A 20195-nucleotide genomic window follows, 5' to 3' on the forward strand; every position below is an offset into this window, starting at 1 on the left:
ATAAAATCCTTCAATCCTTCTTTCGGCGACGTAGTACATCGATTATTACTGCGAGTAAGATAATCAGACCTTTCACAACTCTTTGGGCACCTTGAGGAACATAGAGAAGATTCATTCCATTTGCTATGACACCGATAATTAATGCACCAATGAGTGTCCCAGAAACTGAACCTTCACCTCCACTCATCGAAATGCCACCAATGACAACAGCAGCAATTGCGTCCAATTCAGAACCTTCCGCATTAGTAGGAACTGCAGAATCCAATCGTGATGTCAGGATAGTCGCTGCGACTCCACAACAGAAACCGCTAAGGACATAAGCCGAAGCTTCAATCTTTTTGACACTTATTCCCGACAGGTTTGCACAACTTCGGTTTCCACCTATAGCATAGAAAGACCTCCCATATGGTGTATATCGGAGAACATATGAGGCTATTAAAAATAGAAACAACATAATGAGAATCGTCACAAGCGGTATTCCCCAAATTCGACCTGTAATTGCTGTGAATGCTGGAGGAAACGTATATACCGGTTGACCGGCAGTGATTGTATATGCCAATCCTCTTGCTATAGACATCATGCCCAATGTGGCAATAAATGGTGGAAGACTGAAGAAGGTGATGAAAAAACCATTCAAGAATCCGATAAAACAAGCTACAAGAATCCCTACTACAATACTCAACCAAACAGGAAGCATCATCTGTTTCATGAGAATTGCCATAACAAGACCACTCAAAGCAACATTTGATCCAACTGATAAGTCAATTCCACCAAGCAAAATGATAAAAGACATGCCAATCGCCAAGGTAAAATTTATTGAGATCTGTTGGAGAACATTTAATAAATTTGCCGGTCTTAGAAAGCTACTGGTCGCAATAGATAGGACCAGACTCATAATAATGAATGCAATCAGAATGCCAAAAATATTACTGGTATTGTTGAAATGCCCTAATTGGAAGATATTTTTTACGTTCTTTTTCATTGTGCCCAACCCTTCACATGTTTTTCTGAATCTGTCGCTAGAGTCATAATCTTTTCCTGAGTTGCTTCATTTATCGATAGCTCTCCGGTTTTCTTTCCTCGTGCCATAACGAGAATTCGATCACAAATACCGAGCAACTCAGGAATCTCAGAGCTGATAACGATAATAGCTCTACCTGCTTTAGCGAGAGTATTGATGATATTGTAGACTTCGATCTTCGCGCCTACATCAATTCCTCTTGTCGGCTCATCGAAAATCAGGACATCACTCTTTGACATCAACCATTTTGCCAATACGACTTTTTGCTGATTCCCTCCAGAAAGATTTCTTGATAGCTGCTCAATCGTAGGCGTTTTAATATTGAGTTTATCAACATAGTCTTCTGCGATATCCCGTTCTTTTCGTAACATTAGTTGTATTCCTTTGGACAGTTGCTTCAGAGAAGCAAGGGATACATTTTCACGCACATTCATAGATAAGACTAACCCTTCTGCCTTTCTATCTTCTGTAACAAAACCAATACCAGCAGAAATCGCATCTTTTGGAGTCTTGATTTCAAGTTGTTTATCTCTGATTCTGATAGTTCCAGACAACTTTTTATCCAATCCGAAAATCGCACGTGCAGTTTCGGTTCTCCCAGAACCGACAAGTCCACCAAAACCTAAGATCTCTCCCTCTTTAACAGAGAATGAGACATCTCGAATCTTTTCAGAAGTCAAACTAGTAACAGAAAAAACCTCTTCTCCGATAGATTTTGTAACTCTTGGAAACTTTTCCTTTAATTCACGACCAACCATATATTTTATGATCTCATCTATTGATGTTTCATGAACGGGAACCTTTATTATAGTCTTTCCGTCTCTCATGATTGTAGCTTGATCACACAGAGCGATAATTTCTTCAAGCCTATGGGAAATATAGATAACAGTTACTCCATTTGCTTTGAGTTTCCGTACCATCTTGAATAAATTATCGGTCTCTCTATCGGTCAAAGGTGCAGTTGGTTCATCCATAATGATAATTTTGGCACTGAGTGAGAGTGCCTTGGCCACTTCTACCATCTGTTGTCGGGCGATTCCCAAAGTACCGACCTTGGTCTGTGGATCAAGGTCTACCTCAAGATCTCTAAGCAATTTCCCAGCCTCATCATGGATCCGCTTCCAATCAATATGTAATTTATTCTTCATCTTATGACGACCGAGAAAAATATTTTCCGCGACAGTCAAATGGGGAATTAAGTTCAATTCTTGATATATAATACTAATTCCGAGTGTCTCAGCATGTTTAGGGTTCTGGATTTCTACTGGAGAACCAAATAGTTGAATAACTCCTTCATCTCTTGTATAGGCTCCAGACAAGATTTTCATCAATGTAGATTTTCCAGCTCCGTTTTCTCCGAGCAATGCATGAATCTCAGCCTCATTGACAGTCAGGTCGACTTTATCGAGGGCTTGAACCCCAACAAAGCGCTTGCTGATTCCGGACATCTGGAGAGCTATTTTGTTACTCACAAGAACTATTCCTTTTTAATAGCAGTATTCATTATAAATAAATCGTACTCAGGAGGTCTTAGAGACCTCCTGAGTCATTACGTACAACAATGTTTACTTAGGCAAGAACTGCTGAGCATTTTCCTTAGTGACAACGGTAGTCTCTACATTGATTATCTTGTCCACAGATTCACCATTCAGGATCTTATCCATTGCTTCGATAGTCTTCACTCCAGTCTCTACTCCACCAATTGATAAAGTTGAGAGCATCTTCCCAGCAATAACACTTTCGACAGCATTCGGATTTCCATCGAAACTTACGACTTTTGCATCGGATCCAGCTTCTTCAATTGCTCTGACAGCACCCAATCCCATCTCATCGGAAAGAGCGAAGAATACATCAATGGCAGGATTAGCCTGTAACATATTGGAGGCAGCATTCATACCCTTTTCACGTTCCCAGTCACCAGGCTGAGAGGCTACGATAGTAATCCCGGGGTACTTTGCGGCAGTGCGGTCTGAGAATCCACCTTTTCTTTCCGTTGTGTGATCCGAGGGCAATCCTTCGATGATAGCTGCCTTTGCAGTACCATCAAAGTATTCTGCCACAAAATCACAAACCTTAGCTCCACCTTCATACTGGTCATACCTTACGTAGGATGTTACAACTCCGTCAGCCAATTCATTTTGTGTATTGAACATCACGACTGGTATGTCTGCATCATTCGCTTTCTTTACTGCAGATACGATGGCATCGCTATTGATTGCACAAAGAATCAAACCATCTACACCTTGGATAATCAAATCCTCTACAATCTGGACTTGTGCAATGTAATCAGACTCAGACTCAGGTGCCAAAGTAACCAACTCATAACCCAAACGATCGACAGCTTCTTGAGCACCGCTGATCACCGATGCATAGTACGGAGATATCATCGCAGGGGGTACCAATGCGATTTTCTTGGTTTGCTCTTTTGCTCCACTTGCAAACAACATCCCTGTCACCATTGCAAGGATACACAGAACTACGAAAAATCTTTTTACTTTCATTTTCTAATCCTCCCTTTATGTTCTTTTAGCATACGCTAAAATTTACTTTAAATACGTATCGCTACTTATATTTTTATACATCATTATCTATCATATACATTTATCTTAAAACGAATCGATTCGTTTTATATGTTATTATAACACTACATTTTTGAAATGCAAGAAGATTTTTCAATTTTGCGAGATAGTCGTGAAATTGTGATGTATGGGAGGATTTTTCAGTTATCTCGATCGAGAAGGAATGTTTCGATTACAACAATATGTGGTGCTGAAGTCGAAGTTGACTTCATTTGCTCGAAAAGCATTTTAATAATTGCATGTGCTTCGATATCTTTTCTTACGCCTACCGAAGATAATCTAATAGGCAAGTTTAAGTCAGAGAGAATATCATCTACTCCAACTATAGGAACATCCATTTTAAGTATTTGAAGAGTGTCGATAGCCGCAAATGCGATAAAATCTGAAAATGCAAAAATCGCATCGAAGACAACCTGCTTCTCCAGAATAGAATAGATACAATTGCATCCAAGAGTCTCTACGATATCCGCTTCAATGACCAAAGCTTCATCGTAAGGTATTCCATGTTTTTCAAGACACAACTTGTACCCAGCCAAGCGATCATTAGAAGATGATATATGCGCCGGGCCATTCAAATAGAGAATCCTTCTTTTCCCTTGACTAATCAAATGTTCCGTAGCTAGATAACCAGCCCGCACATCATCCCAAACAACAGAATAGAATAGACGGCCAGGGAATTTTCTACCCAGCACAACATAGGGAATTGAGTTAGCGATAATCAAGTCGAAAACATCGGTTCTTTTCTGTGTTGGACAAATGATGATTCCATCTACTTTCCTGCTAATCGCTGTTCTCACTGCTTCAAACTCAAATTCACTATTTTCATCGGTATTGATGATAATTGACGAGTAGCCATTCTCCCTAAGCAAGGCGTCCATTTCCTTGACCTTGGTAGCAAAATAGGGGTTGGCAATATCTGGTATAATGATCGCCAGGGTCTTGGTTTTTCCAGACCTCATAGACACAGCAACGAGATTGGTTAAATAGCCCATCTCTTGTGCTTTCTCACGAATAATCTTCTTTGTTTCTTCGGAAATATCCCGCAAATCTTTGAGCGCATGGCTAACCGTATTGACTGTGTAGCCTGTAGCTTCAGCGATATCCTTCATCGTAACGCGTCGCGCCTTTCCCGATTTGCTCAAAGTCATCTCCCAAAATGATTTCAATAAGAAGAGTATCCTATCGGATAATCACATGTCCAGTTCCATCCGTTTTATGATGTGATCTTGATAAGCTTTATCTAATTCCACAAAATAGCCACTCCATCCCCAAACGCGTACAATGAGATTACGATATTTCTCAGGATGCTTCTGGGCTTCCAACATGGTTTCCCTATTTACACCATTGAGCTGCATCTGAATTCCCCCGATCTCCATGTAAGTTTTAACCAACCCGGCAACCTTTTGGATGCTGTCGGCATTCCTGAACATGGTATCATGCAACTCGATAGTTAACGGTCCCCCATTCGCCACTCGATCCAGGTGCGCTTTCGAGAAACTTTTAATAAGGGAGATGGGACCTTTTGTCCGGGCGAACAAGGACGGTGAGAAATTACAGGCAAACTCTTCGCCTTTTCTTCGTCCATCTGGTGTAGCTCCCAATTCTGATCCATGCCATAGATAATACATGGCAGATCCGGTACCAGATCTGAAGATACCACCGCGATCATTTCGGTGCCCCTCCATGGCGTCTGCAAACCAATCCAACAGGATAGATGCAAGACTATCAACATAATCGTCATCATTACCCATCTTAGGGGATTCGTATCTCAGCATAGACAACATTTTCTCATATCCTTTGAAATCTGCATCCAGAGCATGTAAGAGATCAGCCTTATCGATTTTCTTATCTTCAAAAACATATTTTTTAATCGCAGCAAGAGAATCGGCGGCAGAGGATAACCCCGTCCCATGCACACCATAGTTATTATACTTTGAGCCGTCACGTATATCCTTCGCTCTTTCAATACACCCATCCATCAATATTGACATTAGTGGCGCTGGCTCCATGTAGATACCGTTGGTATTTGCACAAATCTGCGAGGCTTGTGCAAATAATTTTATTCTTACTTGTTCCAAGAAGTCCTCAAAAGTATCACAACTGAAAAGAGATGGCAGAGATTCCGTAACACTATGGAGAAATGACAACGCATCAATATTCACAATATCCATCGCTACATTTGGAATTATGAACTCCCAACAGGCTGCAACCACATAGTTGACGGCATCTTCATGGTCATATCCCCACCGTTCGAGCGCCTTGATCACCACATCATCATTGGAATATTGGGGAAATCCCAACCCTTGTTTGGTCATCTGGGTTCCCAATTCGTAAAGTGATAAAGGAGTCTTCTTATGTACTCGAAGATTAATTTTAGGATCAATCAGTTTCAATTCAAGACTTGCCTGCATACATAACTTTGACAGTGGATTGAATACATCATTTCCGTCTACATCGACACCTCCAAGCATGATGCTTTGTCCATTATCACCTTGTTGCATACCGGGATATAGATCACTATCCTTGTTGAAAGAGATGAAAAACTCTTGCAACAATTCCAACGAAGTTTCTTCATTCAACAACCCCGTTTTGACATCCTCCTCATAGTATGGGTACATATACTGATCAAATCGACCAATTGTGTTGTGATAATTGAAACTTGCCCATAACCCGAAATGGATGAGTCTGAAAAACTGCAAAGCCTGGAGAAAAGTTTGTGGTTTTTTTCGAGGAATTATTGAAAATGAATCGGCAACAATACCATTTCCAACCCTCTCAGCCTCTTGCTTATAACGATCTGCAAAAGCGTCCAGAGTATCCAAAACTTTTTCAAGGATCCTCAGATATTTTACTCCCTCAATATCTCCGATTTTTTCATGTTCTCCGATCGAACGAACGATCTCCGCACGTTTTGCATCTGTCCCCATATTTATCAGAGACATATAATTTGGATTGATATTACAGACTTTTCCTTGTTCATGGATTCTGTGTGATTTCTTGATATCTGACCATTCGTTCTCCGTAAATATTTCAGGAACTGCTTTCAGCGTTCTGATAATTGCTATCTTTTCTTTTGGAAAAACAATTGGCTTCTCATTTTCGAGCATCCATTTAAAACGGTGATATGCTCTAACGGTGTCCGATAGATCCTTATTTTTGATGGATAAGGTGAAATTCGATGAGGGATCACCAGATTGTCGTAATTTGTGATGGGTTTTGTCAGTTATAAAAAATTTTCTCAAATCCGCAATATATTCGTTCATATCCACCACCTTTCAATCAAGCTATCGAGCAAGGAATTCCCCTCGCCAAAAAAATTTCAATATCCATATGAGGTTTCTTTTCAACATTAAAACCAGGTTCATAAGGTCTTGATAACATCTCATACTTCGCACCCGCGGTCTTTTGGTATGGCAACAATTCAACCTTCTCCAGATGTTCTACATTTTCCAATAGATCCGCTGTTGCGTTAAAATTCTCTGAACTATCGTTTACTCCTGGAATCACAGGGATCCTAATTCTGAAAGGAACTTGAGCACATTTAAGATACTCCAGATTTTTTAAAATGATTTCATTTTCCTGTCCACAATACATTGTATGCAGGGTTGTATCAACTACTTTGATATCCATGATGACATAATCCATTTCGTCAACGACTTTCCTGAATATGGATTCGGAAGCAAAACCACTCGTTTCTATCGCACAGTGCAAGCCTTCCAACTGAGCTACTACTTCCAAGACAAATTCAGATTGCAGAAGAGGTTCACCTCCAGAAAAGGTTATACCACCGCCATTACTCTCAAGAATCGAACGATTCTTCAACAATTCCTTCGCAAGATCACTAGATTCCCACCACTCTCCTGCAATCTTTCTTATATGTAATGGACATACATCTATACAGGCACCACAAGCAATACACGATGAAGGAACAGCATCAGTGGGACATATTTCAATACAAGCTCCACAATCGATACACGAAGCTTTACTTACCATTAGCTGCGGATGGGGAGAGATACCTTCAGGGTTATGGCACCATGAGCAACGAAGAGGACAACCTTTCAGGAAAACCGTTGTGCGGATACCAGGTCCATCGTAAACTGCCATCTCTTTGATATCAAACAGCAAACCCCGCATAGAAGCTCCTTCTCAACCTAGAGTAAAAGACAATAATTTTTCTTGAGTAAAATCTCTTCTATCGGTTATTTCAGCAGAAATTGCACCATTTCGCATCACATAGACACGATCACTCATTCCAATAATCTCCGGCAATTCGGAACTAATCATAAGAATTCCGACTCCTTCACTTGCCAGCCTATCGATAATCCGGTAAATCTCACTCTTTGCATTTACATCAATACCTCTAGTTGGCTCATCGAGAATGAGGACCTTTGGTTCTGTAAGTAACCACTTTGCCAATACTACTTTCTGTTGATTCCCCCCACTAAGGGTATTACAAAGCTGATCAAGAGAGTTCGAAACAATATTCAAACTTTTGACACTCCTTGCCGTCACCTGACGTTCCTTAGTCTTACTGATTCTTGTCTTGGGGTACATACGGGGAAGTGACGCTAAAGTAACATTACTGGCGATGGACATCTCCAACACCAATCCTTCAAGTTTCCGATCTTCAGAAAGATATACAAGTCCTTTTGAAATAAGCCGCGAAGGATGCTCATTTTCGATAATCTCATCGTCATATATGATTTTTCCACCGTAGTATGTTCGACTTCCAAAAATCGACTTTGCCAATTCGGTCCTGCCAGAGCCTACCAGACCGCTCAATCCGACCACCTCGCCTCGATTTACATGGAGATCTATGGGATCTGTGTGTGCTGCTATTTTAAGATTCTCTATCTGGAGAATCGGTTCATTGGTGGGTATATGGGAACTTTGGAACATTGCACCCAGTTTTCTACCCACCATCATTTTTATGATATTGTCATAATTAAAGTCTGCAATATCTATTGTACCAATATATTTCCCGTCCCTAAGGACTGTGATACGATCACCGATTTCTTTCAATTCCTCAAAACGGTGTGAGATGTAAATGATACTGATTCCTCGTTTTTGCAGATCTCTTATGATTTCAAACAACTTGTCGATTTCATTGGAAGTTAAACTGGCAGTCGGTTCATCCATTATGATGATCCGACATTCGTAGGAAAGGACTTTTACAATCTCAACTATTTGCTGTTGTGCGGTAGATAGATCTCGTACCAATGTATGGGGATCAATGTCAAAACCTAATCTTTTAAGCATCTCGCTACTCTTTTCATACATCTCAGGTTTGTTTATGAACAGTCTCCCCCCTTTCTCTCTACCGAGAAAAATATTTTCCGCAACATCGAGATTGAGACATAGATTCAGCTCTTGGTGAATGAATCCAATACCATGATGAAGTGACTCACGAGGCCCAGAGAAATGGACATCTTGTCCGTCCAATTTCATCGTACCGTTATCTGGAGGAATAATACCGCCCAAAATTTTCATGAGTGTCGATTTCCCCGCACCATTTTCGCCTATCAAGACATGCACTTCAGCCTCGTTGACATCAAAATCCACAGAGTCGAGTATTCGTACATTACTACCACGGACAGGCTGCCCAAACGCATCAAATATAAATTTGGTGATCGATTGCATTTCCAGAATCTTTTTCTTCATACGTCCCTCCACTATAGCTTTCTGTTCTTCACATTCTCGAAGATGATTGCCAGCAGAATTACGATTCCCTGGAATGCTTGGTAGGTATAATAAGATACATTCAGCAAGTTGATGCAATTCTCAATTACCTTCACAATAAGAATACCGAAGACACTTCCAATCACTGTACCTACGCCACCAAAAAGACTCGCTCCACCGATAATTGCTCCAGTAATAACCTCAAAGGTATAGACACCTCCACCCATCGTCGGCTGGGCACAGTTGACTCGAATAGTCAACAATATGGCTGCTATCGCAACAAGGAAGCTACTGATCATATAGACCATAACATTGATCCGTTCGGTTTTTATTCCACTCATACGTGCTGCTTGATGATTGTAACCAAAAGCACTCAGAGCTCGCCCAAATGTTGAGTGATGGAGTACGTAATACATAATCAGACAAATAATGAACGATATAAGAACTGTTGTGTTGAGTCCTCCGAGCTCAGTCACTCCTATACATCTGAAGGAATCAGGCAATCTATTGATATCTGAGCCACTGCTTATGATCTGTGCGAGTCCAAAAATAATGTATCCACTTCCAAGTGTTGTTATGAAAGCAGGAACCCGGACATATTGAACCAATACCCCATTAAACAAACCAACAGCAAGACCTATGCAAAGAGTCAGCACGATCGATAACCAAATTGGTAATCCCATTGACTTGATAAACAGGCCTACTGAGATTGAACATAGCCCCAAAGTATAACCAAGGGAGAGATCAATCCCGCCTGTCATGAGCACTACAGTGATTCCAAGACATGCAATAGTAGGTATTGCGGCTTGTTTGACAATCAACAGCATATTATCTAAGGAGAAAAAGTTGTCGACGAATAAAGATGCCAACACCCATAATATTAGGAAGATAACTACACTACCTTTTGTCTTGATGAACTTCCTCAAGCTGTCTACAACGTTAAATGAATTTTCTGCTATACTTTTTTCAACAGTGCTCATATCTATGGTCCTTTTGCTTCTGGTCTAAAAAACTTTGCTTAATTCTATTGTCCGATTCTTTTTATAGATATTCACTGCAACTATGGCAATGATAATGATACCCACAAAAATATTCTGATAGAATGGATGGATTCCCAACAAATTCAGCATATTTCTCTGTACACCGATAATGAGAGCTCCTACGAGAGAAAGATAGACTTTGCCTTCTCCTCCGAGCATACTGACTCCCCCAATTACGCATGCAGCGATAGCGTCCAATTGGTAAGGTTCTCCTTGTGTGGGATGGACTGTGTCCAACTGTCCCGACAAGAGAATTCCAGCCATTGCAATACAGAACCCAGAGAAACCATAGACAAAAAAATTGATTGCGGTTGTGCTTATACCTTGTTGCTTCACAACCGTCTCATTGCCTCCCATCGCATAGATGTAGATCCCAAGACGGGTCTTAGCCATTATGATTGTAGTCGCGATCACAAAGAACGCCATGATATAGTTCGAAACAGGGATTCCAAGGATCGTACCATTTCCCATGAATACATAGGCATCCGGGAACCCTCCGATCGACCTACCACTGTTGAGAAGTAGAGCCAATCCCCCACCGACATTACCTACGACAAGGGTGGTGATGAAGGCAGGAATTCCCAACTTATCTACCATGAACCCATTGAAAACTCCCAATGTAGTTCCAGCGAGAAGTCCCGCTAGCATTGCGAGAGGAATAGGCCATCCTTGCATGAGCAGCAATCCGTTGACCATGGCACAAAAACTCAGAACACCGGTAACCGACAAATCGATTCCTTTGATAATGATCACCATTGTCATTCCGCATGCACAGATAGCGATAATCGAACTCTGGCGTATTATGTTCATGATGTTCCGGATAGATAGAAACCCAGGGATAAAGGAACTTATAACAATAAAAGCCAGTACAATGAGACCATAGACGATATGTTTCTTTCCGATTTTCACGGGTTTCATACAGGTTCTCTCCAAAAAAGCAAGATTTGTCATGGTCAGCCGGTTTGGGCTCATCTGTCGGCACGAATTTCCGGCTGACCTAACGTTTAGGATAAATACCCTACAAGGGAATTAAAGTTGATCTTTAGTGATACAAATTGTACCGCTGTCGATGTATTTGGGTACCGATGCCATGTCAAGAGTTCCTTCGATAGAACCCATGAGCAATTCGATTGCCTTTGAACCCATCACATCCGGGAACTGTGCCATGGAACCATAGACCTCTCCATCCTTGATCATTTCCTTGACATCATCGGAACCATCAACCGAAAGGATAGTCACGTTCTTCTTTCCTGCATTATCAAGAGCGGTAAGTATTCCATTGAGCATGACATCACTTGCTGTGAATAATCCTTGGATGTCACTATTACCCTGCAGCATGTTTTCAGTAACCTGCATGGCTCTGTCATTCGCCCAGTTTCCTGGTTGTTCACCGACCACGACCATGCTTGTCCCTTCGATACCAGCTTTGAAACCATCAACACGATCGTCACCAGCTGAACTACCATTTGCTCCCCGGACAATCAAGACATTTCCTTTTCCTCCGAGAACTTCAGCCATGGTTTCTCCCGCGACCTTACCAGCATTGAAGTTATCTGTTCCAATATAACTGATATAGAGATCTTCATTACCGGCTTCGATAGTCTGGTCTACGAGAACTACGGGAATACCTGCTTCCTTGGCTTTCTTCAACACAGGGATGACTGCCTTCGAATCCATAGGTGAGAGCACAATACCATCGACACCCTTCGCAATCAGGTCTTCCACCTGACTCACTTGAGTCGAGACTGCAGTCTGCTGTCCAGCGGTGACCAAAGTGAATTTTGCTCCTGCAGCTTCTGCAGCCGCTTCGACGGAGTCGGCAATTGCTTTCTGGAAAGCATCGTTTGTGATTGTCTTCAAGCTAAATGCAATCTCAGGACGATCCGCAGTTTCGGATCCACCTTGGGCAAATAGACAGAAGCTCATTACCAGAACCAATGTGACAGTGATGATTTTTCTCATCATTTCCTCCTTTACATCCCCAGAAAAAAAATCCCAGGGTGCTTCTCTATGATTAAACCGGATGGTTTAATTACATTATCGTTAATGTTAGAAAACAAACAAACCTCGTCATAACTACCCTATCTAGCAGATACCAAATGTTCAATCAAGATTAACGATTGTATATCCTAGATAGGTCTCAAATGCCTCTTTCAGTACATGAGCAACATTCCCATAGGAGATAGCCACATGATGTCTGAATCCATTTCGGCCGATTGCTACCAGCTTTTGTTGGAGATTCTCTATGGTGACAATCCCACACGCACCGAAGTATGCCTTCTCAATCTCTTCATCGAGCATTTCTCCACTGCCGAAATATGTCACGAATTCGCCATCTTCAGTCTTGCTACTTCCAAAGGTAAACTGTCCTGGTTTCAATCTTCCTTCGACAGGACCCCATCCACAACCAGGTCCATAGCTCTTTGCAAACATGGGATGTTCGACCATCTTCCCTTTATCAGTAAGCATTTGGCTAGGGACGGGTCCACAATGGAACAAGATGCAAGAATCTGGATCTTCACTCGAATTATTATTCCAATCAAGTAGTGTGGAAGGGGTGTCTGTCGCTAATCTCAATGCATACATCATGATTGCATTACAAACGTCGACTTCGCATGCCACAGGAATCCCCATATCTCCAAACATGCCAACAACTGCGCAAGGAGCACACCCGTATAGGACTTCCAGCTCATTCCAGCAACGGATAGCCATCATATCAAGATTTAATTCTGACCTATATTGATCTATCACTAATCGTAATCGAGCCATCTTTTCCAAAGACTGTTCAGGCACATTAGAACAATCAGTAAAATTCTTTATGGCCTTGATCTCCTGCTCTATCGCTGAATTATCTGTAATCTTTTCTACACGGAAAAGAACGTCACTCATATCTATGGTCTCAACTGTAATACCATATTTCTGTAAAGCAATTTCGTCATAACGCACTGTTTTGAAAGCACTTGTTCTTGCTCCAATGGCACCTAGGGTACACCTTTTCATCCCATTTACTACTCTACAGACACCTCCAAAATCCTTCAATTGTTGGATGAAGCGCGCATCTAAAGGATGCACCACATGTGGAATATCAATAGTGAAAGGTATCTGATATTGTCTAAAAACATCCATTATCGAAAGCTTTCCACAGAAAGCATCCCTTCTGTGGGCAAAATCCATCTCCCCTACAACATCAGGATATGCTTGGATTAGAATAGGAACTCCTGCATCTTGGCAGGCTATTGCTGCTGCACTCTCATCCCCAAAGTTTGGAAGACAAATTACGATTCCATCAGGTTTCTCGTCTTGCAAGAATAAAGCGAATTTTTTGGCTTCCTCAATAGTCTCTATAGCTCCAAATCTAGTGAGTGATGCGTCCATTAGCAAAGGAGTGAATCCCGCCTTCTCAATCGCCAGACTCATCTCTTTGCGTGCTGAAGCAACAACTTCACCTGGAAAAAAACCTCGATTTCCGAAAAAAACTGCAAGCCGCAATCTATCACTCATGGAGCAACCTCCCGCACATTACCTTCGATCTAGGTATGTACCAAATCTTATTACATTATCGTTAATGTAACTATCACACTACTTTCTCCATATGTCAAGAAAATTTTATCCAATACTTTCACTTTACATATAATTATCTATTATGTAAATTTTTAAGTTTTTTTCCACTGTTAAACTAATAATTGACTGCACTCCGTGCCATGGTACAATTACGTAGGAGGAGCAGAATATGGAATACAAGATTGAACTGGTCGAAAGGGATTCTTTACCGGCATTGTCCATACGGAAAACGGTAACTGCGGAACACCTTCCCCTGGAAATCAAGGCAGCCTATGAAACCATCGCTTCCTACCTGAAAGAGCTGGGTGTCAAGGAACCGGGTAAACCGTACGTAGCCTATTACAACATGGATATGCATAACCTCGATGTAGAGATGGGATTCGCTTGCGATGTCGAGTATCCTGGCTATGGGGACATCAATGCAGAGCAAATCCCCCCTGGCAAGTGGGTCCACTTCACGCACAAAGGTCCATACAAAGAGATGGGCCATGGCTATACAGCCGCAACACAGTGGATGAAAGAACACGGAATCAATCCAACTGGAATTGTTTATGAGTTTTACCTGAATGATCCGGCCGAGGTACCAGAATCCGAATTGGTTACCCAAGTAGCATTTCTCGTCTAATTCTTCAGAAAACCACTACTTAGCATGTGTTCAAGGATGAAAGATCGTGCATCACGGATCGCTTGCTCGGGATACGTTTCCTTTCCAGTCCACATCTCAATAAGGAAAGGACCACGGTAATCTAAGGTGTCCAATGTCTTGAAAACGAGCTGGAAATCGACACACCCCTCTCCGAAAGGAATCTCCTTAAACACTCCCGGTTTATCATCACGTACTGCAATCGTATCCTTGAGATGGATAGCAGTTATCCAATCAATACCCCTCTGTAGCTGTTGAGCCAAATCATTGCCCCAAGCCGAGAGATTACCCACATCGGGATAGACGCTCGTCCAACAGGAGGAGAATTCCCGTTTCATCGCCATGAATGTATCGATTGAATTGAAATATGGGGTATCCATGATCTCGAAGGACAACATAACCTGATACTTTCTCGCCATCTGTTCGCACAGAGCAAAAGATTGGCGAAACAGTGCGTCCGTTTCAGCATCCGAAGGAGCGTAGTATTCATCGTAAGCGGCGACTTGAATTACTCTGATTCCTACATCTACAGCAAAGAGGATTGCCTGCTCCATGAGCTGGAGAGCCTTCCCACGGACGACTGGATCCTTGCTTCCCAGAGGATATCGACGGTGCCCACTGAGACACATACTCGGTACCTGTATACCGGTTTCGGAGATTGCGCGCACCAACTGTAATCGTTGTTGCGCAGTCCAGGAAAGACGCGAAAGACGTTCATCGGTCTCATCAACCGAGATTTCTACAAACTGGAATCCCAAATCTTTGGCTAAAGAGAGCCTCTCTGACCAATTTAGGTCGTGTGGTAAAGCCTTCTCATAAATACCCAAACGCAAGTCGGCAATGTGCACGTCATAACTCCTGTCTTGTAGATTCACGTATGATTAGTTTCGGTGCATAGGACATATGGAATTGATCGATATCCTCGCCTGTAGTCAACTTGTCGATGAATTCTACAGCCTTCTCACACATCTCTTTGTACGGCTGAGCTATGGTAGAGATTGAAGGATAATACATATGGGCGAACTGCACATCATCCATACCCATTACTGATACATCCTCAGGGACACGTATCCCATGACGGAACAGTGTAGATATAGCTCCAGCTGCTATCATATCGTTTTGTCCCCACAAAGCATCAAATTCCAATCCCTCTTTCAAAAACTGCTGGACACCCCGCACCCCATTCTCAAAATCGAAATCTCCTTCATGTACCAGACGTCGATCCAAACTAAGACCGTGCTTCTCCAACGTATCGCAGAACCCCTGGTATCGCTCACGGGAGAGTCCAATCTTAAAGGAACCAGTAATAGTAGCAAATTTCTTGCAACCGCATGCCACCAGATGCTCAGCAGCAATGACACCTGCCTCATAATTGTCCAAGATGACATTGGGAATATTCTCATTGTGCAATGAACGGTCAATAACAACCATAGGAGTGTTGGACGATCGGGACATATTAATCACATGACTCTCATCCGAAACACGGGAGAAGATAATTCCATTGATCCTTTGCCGAAGCAACATATCCATGGCAAAGGCCTCGCGACCATAATTGTTGTGAGTATTGAAGATGAGGAGATTCAACCCTCGTTTGAAGGCGCTCTCCTCAATATATTTGATCACGAGGTTGAACGATGGATGGGCAATTTCGGGAACCAGTAGCCCAATATTTCGTGTCGCCTTAAGACGTAGTCCCTGTGCCAGCAGATTCGGACGGTAATTTACCGAAGCGATAGCCTCTTCAACCCGCTTCCTGGTCTCATCGGTTACGTACATCGTACCGTTGATTACCCGTGATACTGTTGAAGGAGAAACACCAGCCAGAGCGGCAACATCCTTAAGTGACGTCATGTACAATACCTACCCTTGGTCTTCATGAGGATGGAGATAACACCCCATTCCCCACGTGAAAGACCAATTGTCATTACAGTTTAAGATCCGGATTGCCTGCGCCGAAGTGCTTGAGTATGACAATGGGATCAGACTTCGAAGGATTAACAATCCGTACGCCAGCCTTCGCAGCATCCTCACTGACAAAATACTCATCGTAGGTCAATTGACCGAACCGAATCAATGCCGGACTTTCAATATCCCAAGTTCCGAAAGTACCATGTCCCTGCACGACATACATACCATAAGCGGCGTTGTCGGTAATGGTGACCGAGGAACCTGGATAAACGGTAAGCTCCTTAGCACTGAAAGCAGCCGAGCGATAGACTACCCAGTTCTCTTCATAACCCATTGCGTGCATTTCTTCAACAGGATGAACAGGTTTAGGAGCCATGAAATGATGTTCCGCGAAGAGAGGATCGACGTTCAATTCCCAATCGATGACATCTACGAGGTAGTCGAAGTCTCCGACTTTGTCCTTTGGGGTATTCTTCCACAAGAGATCCTCTTCTATAACAGCATCGTTAACCAAGGACTGGTACATGGCAAATACATCGGAGGCCATCTGCGGTTCGTAGGTGCAGAGACTTCCCGGAGCATGGAGAACACCAGGAGGAACATCCCAACCAGTACCAGGTACGAGACGATAGGCTGTGGAGAGGTCAGTGATCTTGTTATCACCCTTGGTGAACGCCATCAAAGTCTCCTTGACCTGCTCCTTGGTGACACCAGGTTGCAAACCGAAGAACGTATAGGGGAAATCTCCTCCATGATTATTCAACTGGGGAGGAAAATAGTAAGCCTCAGGCTTGCCCATCATACCGATCTTCGAGGCATGTTCGTCTCTATGGTGGATATGGTGAGGCAAAGGACCCTTATTGTCGAAGAATTTGGAGAACATAGGCCACTTGCCATAGGTATTCCACAATCGCTCGCCAATCAAAGCACCCTTTAGCTCATCGACAGCATCTCTAAGAAGGAATTGCTTTGTCTCTCCTTTGTCCTCATAGACACAGAAGCTCAATCCCTCGAATTCGCCGGTAAGGGGACCATTGTCCGCTGGAGTGGTGGAGCTGAACCAACGCTCGTCAATTCCTCCACGATTCATTCCCAACGCATAATAGTCGTCCGGATGCAGTTTTATCCGTCTACCGGGTACACAGAATGAGCGTGGAACCCAGTTGGGAGCCAATCGAAAGATACCTTTGCCCTGTTCGAAAGCTGCGTGAATTAGATTCTTATTCATATTCAACTCCATTATTATTGAATTTTTTAATTCGTTTCATCGCGCATACGGTCTAAGATGACCGCACCGATTATTAATGCGCCCTTCACCACCTGTTGGAAATAGGGTGAAATGCCCAGAAGATTCATACCATTATTTATCGTGCCGATTAAAAGTGCACCGATAAGAGTACCGATGATACTTCCTCGTCCACCAGAGAGACTCGTTCCACCAATGACAACTGCAGCGATAACGTCTAACTCGTATCCTTGACCAGCAACAGCTTCGGCGGAATTCAACCGTGCAGTTAAAATCAGGGCACTCAGACTGGACATGATTCCTACAATCACATAGACCATGGATTTGTAGAACTTTACATTGATACCGGAAAGCTTAACCGTCTCTTCATTGCCTCCGATGGCATAGGTATAGCGTCCCAATCGAGTATGATTTAGGATAAACCAAGCCAACGCTACCATTACAATGAACACGATTACCGGTATAGGAATCCCGAGGAAATAGCCACCACCAAGCTGCCTGAATCCCTCACCAAACCCACTAATAGGATATCCCTTAGTATAGATCAGCGTAAGACCACGCGCGATTGTCACCATACCGAGAGTCACTACGAATGGAGCGATTTTCCCCATGGTCACCAAAAGCCCATTTATCAATCCAATTCCCGCTCCGACTAGGATGGCAGCCAATGCTGCGACCAATGGAGCCACCTCCTGGTTTTTCATCAACCCGGCAGCTACAGCCCCAGACAAGGCAAGGATGGAACCTACCGAAAGGTCTATGCCTCCGGTAAGAATAACGAACGTCATACCTACAGCAATAATCCCATAAATCGATGTCTGACGGATAATGTTCAGGATATTGTTCATCGTCATGAAGTAGGGCGACAAGATGGACAATCCTACAATGATCAGAAAGAAGACGATGAGTATGCCGTTGTTCTTCAACAATTGCTTGTAATCAATTTTATTTCCCATAATTATTCCCAATGCTCCTTTTCTCCTGCACTCATGCCATGCGTTTCTCATGCAGGCCGAGAGAGTATTCCATCACCTGCTCTTCATTCAACTCACCTTTATTGAACTGCTTGACGACTTTACCTTCGAACACGACAGCAATCTTATCGCTAATATTCATGACTTCGGGCAATTCCGATGAGATCATGATAACAGCGGCACCCCGTTTTGCGAGGTTCTGCATGAGACGATAAATCTCTACTTTCGCACCGACGTCGATTCCTCTGGTCGGCTCATCGAAGATATAGACCTTACAATGTCTGATAAACCATTTCGCCAAGACCACCTTCTGCTGGTTTCCACCCGATAGATTGACCACGAGCTGACGAACCGACGGGGTCTTGATATTCATGCCATCGATCATCGTATTGACCTCTTCGGTTATCTTTTTCCGATGGAGGACTCCTAAGGTCGAATAGAGGTCGAGCACACTCAATGCTGCATTGTCGAACACCGACATGCCAAGTACCAAACCTTGTTGTTTACGTTCTTCGGGGATCAGACCAATTCCCTTGAGCACGGCGTCCTGACAATTTTTAATTGTTACCGGCTTACCGTCCAAAAGGATTTCCCCGGAATCCTTCTTCCGGTACCCGTAGATCGTTTGCATAATCTCGGTGCGTCCTGCACCGACCAATCCTACAAAACCCAGGATCTCCCCTGCCCTTGCCTGAAACGATACCTGTTCACATATGCCATGCTTCGTAAGATTCTTTACCTCCAACACGACATCTCCTGGTTGACTGTCATATTGTGGATACTGTTCTTCCAATACACGTCCGACCATGTATTTGATCATTTCATCATTGTCCATATCTCCACGGTTCTTGGTGATGACACGCTGTCCGTCACGAAGGATCGTGATACGGTCTGCCAAAAGGTGAACCTCTTCAAGGCGATGAGAAATATAGATAATTGAGACACCCTGCTCTTTCAGTTCCTTTATCGTATCGAACAAGCGATCGACTTCATTACCGGTAAGGGCGGCAGTCGGTTCATCCATAACTAGGATCTCCGCCTTGAGTGACAATGCCTTTGCGATTTCAATAATCTGCTGATAAGCCGCTCCAAGCGCCTTTACCTTCTGTTGTGGTTTGATATTGAGCTTAAAGGGCGCCAGGACTTCCTTCGTCATAGCATGCATCTTAGGCCAGTCTATGGTGCCGAAAGCAGTCCTCGGTTCACGTCCGAGAAAAATATTCTCCGAAACAGAAAGATAGGGAATAAGATTCAATTCCTGGTAGATGACACCGATACCATGATGGATCATCTCATTGAGCCCGGTATTCGTTATTTTTTCTCCCCGCAGATAAAGATCCCCTTCATCGGCTTTATAGAGCCCGGAAAGGATTTTCATCAACGTCGATTTACCGGCGCCGTTCTCCCCTACCAGTGCGTGCAACTCCCCTTTCATGAGATCGAAGCTTACATCGGAAAGGGCACGTACACCCGGAAACGATTTGGAGATGCCTGTCATTTTCAGTAGTGGTTCCATGGAGGTCTCCTCATTCAATAGTCCATGG

Annotated in this window: 17 protein-coding genes; 1 reads left to right on the plus strand and 16 read right to left on the minus strand. The window is 43.0% G+C overall.

The window, feature by feature from the left end; translation table 11 throughout:
* Positions 1-10 precede the first annotated feature (10 nt).
* From ACODJP_RS04565 to ACODJP_RS04615, 11 genes are all read right to left on the minus strand, one after another.
* Entirely contained in the window at positions 11-982 is a 972-nt protein-coding gene (locus ACODJP_RS04565; RefSeq protein ID WP_422478956.1) for an ABC transporter permease, read from the minus strand.
* Complete coding sequence (locus ACODJP_RS04570; protein ID WP_422478958.1) at positions 979-2493, minus strand: sugar ABC transporter ATP-binding protein; 1515 nt, start codon at positions 2491-2493, stop codon at positions 979-981. Before ACODJP_RS04570 ends, ACODJP_RS04565 begins: the two co-directional genes overlap by 4 nt.
* 93 nt (positions 2494-2586) lie before the next feature.
* On the minus strand, positions 2587-3522 hold the full coding sequence (locus ACODJP_RS04575; RefSeq protein ID WP_422478960.1) for a sugar ABC transporter substrate-binding protein: 936 nt from the start codon (positions 3520-3522) through the stop codon (positions 2587-2589).
* A gap of 218 nt (positions 3523-3740) precedes the next feature.
* On the minus strand, positions 3741-4742 hold the full coding sequence (locus ACODJP_RS04580) for a LacI family DNA-binding transcriptional regulator (RefSeq protein WP_422478962.1): 1002 nt from the start codon (positions 4740-4742) through the stop codon (positions 3741-3743).
* A 48-nt stretch (positions 4743-4790) separates the two neighbouring features.
* Positions 4791-6863: a pyruvate formate lyase family protein gene (locus ACODJP_RS04585; RefSeq protein ID WP_422478964.1), complete on the minus strand. Its 2073-nt coding sequence runs from the start codon at positions 6861-6863 to the stop codon at positions 4791-4793.
* A gap of 16 nt (positions 6864-6879) precedes the next feature.
* The gene (locus ACODJP_RS04590; RefSeq protein ID WP_422478966.1) at positions 6880-7734 is read right to left on the minus strand and encodes a glycyl-radical enzyme activating protein; all 855 of its coding nucleotides are present in this window, start codon (positions 7732-7734) and stop codon (positions 6880-6882) included.
* A 12-nt stretch (positions 7735-7746) separates the two neighbouring features.
* Complete coding sequence (locus ACODJP_RS04595) at positions 7747-9261, minus strand: sugar ABC transporter ATP-binding protein (protein WP_422478968.1); 1515 nt, start codon at positions 9259-9261, stop codon at positions 7747-7749.
* A gap of 11 nt (positions 9262-9272) precedes the next feature.
* Positions 9273-10259, minus strand: coding sequence for an ABC transporter permease (locus ACODJP_RS04600; protein WP_422478970.1), 987 nt, complete (start codon positions 10257-10259; stop codon positions 9273-9275).
* Between the two features lie 24 nt (positions 10260-10283).
* Positions 10284-11237: an ABC transporter permease gene (locus ACODJP_RS04605; protein WP_422478972.1), complete on the minus strand. Its 954-nt coding sequence runs from the start codon at positions 11235-11237 to the stop codon at positions 10284-10286.
* Between the two features lie 111 nt (positions 11238-11348).
* Positions 11349-12281: a sugar ABC transporter substrate-binding protein gene (locus tag ACODJP_RS04610; protein ID WP_422478974.1), complete on the minus strand. Its 933-nt coding sequence runs from the start codon at positions 12279-12281 to the stop codon at positions 11349-11351.
* A 141-nt stretch (positions 12282-12422) separates the two neighbouring features.
* Positions 12423-13820: an L-fucose/L-arabinose isomerase family protein gene (locus ACODJP_RS04615; RefSeq protein ID WP_422478976.1), complete on the minus strand. Its 1398-nt coding sequence runs from the start codon at positions 13818-13820 to the stop codon at positions 12423-12425.
* Positions 13821-14049: 229 nt separating this feature from the next.
* Between ACODJP_RS04615 and ACODJP_RS04620 the strand changes: the two genes are divergently transcribed.
* A complete protein-coding gene (locus ACODJP_RS04620) occupies positions 14050-14505 on the plus strand; it encodes a GyrI-like domain-containing protein (RefSeq protein WP_422478978.1) in 456 nt (151 codons plus the stop codon).
* On the opposite strand, the gene ACODJP_RS04625 is transcribed toward ACODJP_RS04620, so the two are convergent.
* From ACODJP_RS04625 to ACODJP_RS04645, 5 genes are all read right to left on the minus strand, one after another.
* Positions 14502-15371 (minus strand): L-ribulose-5-phosphate 3-epimerase, encoded by an 870-nt coding sequence (locus ACODJP_RS04625; protein WP_422478980.1) that lies wholly within the window; start codon positions 15369-15371, stop codon positions 14502-14504. The genes ACODJP_RS04620 and ACODJP_RS04625 overlap by 4 nt on opposite strands.
* Position 15372: 1 nt before the next feature.
* A complete protein-coding gene (locus ACODJP_RS04630; protein WP_422478982.1) occupies positions 15373-16374 on the minus strand; it encodes a LacI family DNA-binding transcriptional regulator in 1002 nt (333 codons plus the stop codon).
* Positions 16375-16447: 73 nt separating this feature from the next.
* A complete protein-coding gene (locus ACODJP_RS04635; RefSeq protein ID WP_422478984.1) occupies positions 16448-17659 on the minus strand; it encodes a hypothetical protein in 1212 nt (403 codons plus the stop codon).
* A gap of 26 nt (positions 17660-17685) precedes the next feature.
* Positions 17686-18684 (minus strand): ABC transporter permease, encoded by a 999-nt coding sequence (locus ACODJP_RS04640; protein WP_422478986.1) that lies wholly within the window; start codon positions 18682-18684, stop codon positions 17686-17688.
* Positions 18665-20167 (minus strand): sugar ABC transporter ATP-binding protein, encoded by a 1503-nt coding sequence (locus ACODJP_RS04645; RefSeq protein ID WP_422478987.1) that lies wholly within the window; start codon positions 20165-20167, stop codon positions 18665-18667. Before ACODJP_RS04645 ends, ACODJP_RS04640 begins: the two co-directional genes overlap by 20 nt.
* Positions 20168-20195: the final 28 nt, after the last annotated feature.

Source organism: Pleomorphochaeta sp. DL1XJH-081 (assembly GCF_049310885.1).
In the GTDB taxonomy this organism is placed as follows: Bacteria; Spirochaetota; Spirochaetia; order Sphaerochaetales; family Sphaerochaetaceae; genus CAYZJV01.

What these genes read in the sequence shown, in the direction of transcription:
- ACODJP_RS04565 (WP_422478956.1), bottom strand. Translation starts at nt 982, where the DNA reads ATGAAAAAGAACGTAAAAAATATCTTCCAATTAGGGCATTTCAACAAT.
- ACODJP_RS04575 (WP_422478960.1), bottom strand. Translation starts at nt 3,522, where the DNA reads ATGAAAGTAAAAAGATTTTTCGTAGTTCTGTGTATCCTTGCAATGGTG.
- ACODJP_RS04585 (WP_422478964.1), bottom strand. Translation starts at nt 6,863, where the DNA reads ATGAACGAATATATTGCGGATTTGAGAAAATTTTTTATAACTGACAAA.
- ACODJP_RS04590 (WP_422478966.1), bottom strand. Translation starts at nt 7,734, where the DNA reads ATGCGGGGTTTGCTGTTTGATATCAAAGAGATGGCAGTTTACGATGGA.
- ACODJP_RS04595 (WP_422478968.1), bottom strand. Translation starts at nt 9,261, where the DNA reads ATGAAGAAAAAGATTCTGGAAATGCAATCGATCACCAAATTTATATTT.
- ACODJP_RS04600 (WP_422478970.1), bottom strand. Translation starts at nt 10,259, where the DNA reads ATGAGCACTGTTGAAAAAAGTATAGCAGAAAATTCATTTAACGTTGTA.
- ACODJP_RS04605 (WP_422478972.1), bottom strand. Translation starts at nt 11,237, where the DNA reads ATGAAACCCGTGAAAATCGGAAAGAAACATATCGTCTATGGTCTCATT.
- ACODJP_RS04610 (WP_422478974.1), bottom strand. Translation starts at nt 12,281, where the DNA reads ATGAGAAAAATCATCACTGTCACATTGGTTCTGGTAATGAGCTTCTGT.
- ACODJP_RS04615 (WP_422478976.1), bottom strand. Translation starts at nt 13,820, where the DNA reads ATGAGTGATAGATTGCGGCTTGCAGTTTTTTTCGGAAATCGAGGTTTT.
- ACODJP_RS04620 (WP_422478978.1), top strand. Translation starts at nt 14,050, where the DNA reads ATGGAATACAAGATTGAACTGGTCGAAAGGGATTCTTTACCGGCATTG.
- ACODJP_RS04630 (WP_422478982.1), bottom strand. Translation starts at nt 16,374, where the DNA reads ATGACGTCACTTAAGGATGTTGCCGCTCTGGCTGGTGTTTCTCCTTCA.
- ACODJP_RS04635 (WP_422478984.1), bottom strand. Translation starts at nt 17,659, where the DNA reads ATGAATAAGAATCTAATTCACGCAGCTTTCGAACAGGGCAAAGGTATC.
- ACODJP_RS04640 (WP_422478986.1), bottom strand. Translation starts at nt 18,684, where the DNA reads ATGAGAAACGCATGGCATGAGTGCAGGAGAAAAGGAGCATTGGGAATA.
- ACODJP_RS04645 (WP_422478987.1), bottom strand. Translation starts at nt 20,167, where the DNA reads ATGGAACCACTACTGAAAATGACAGGCATCTCCAAATCGTTTCCGGGT.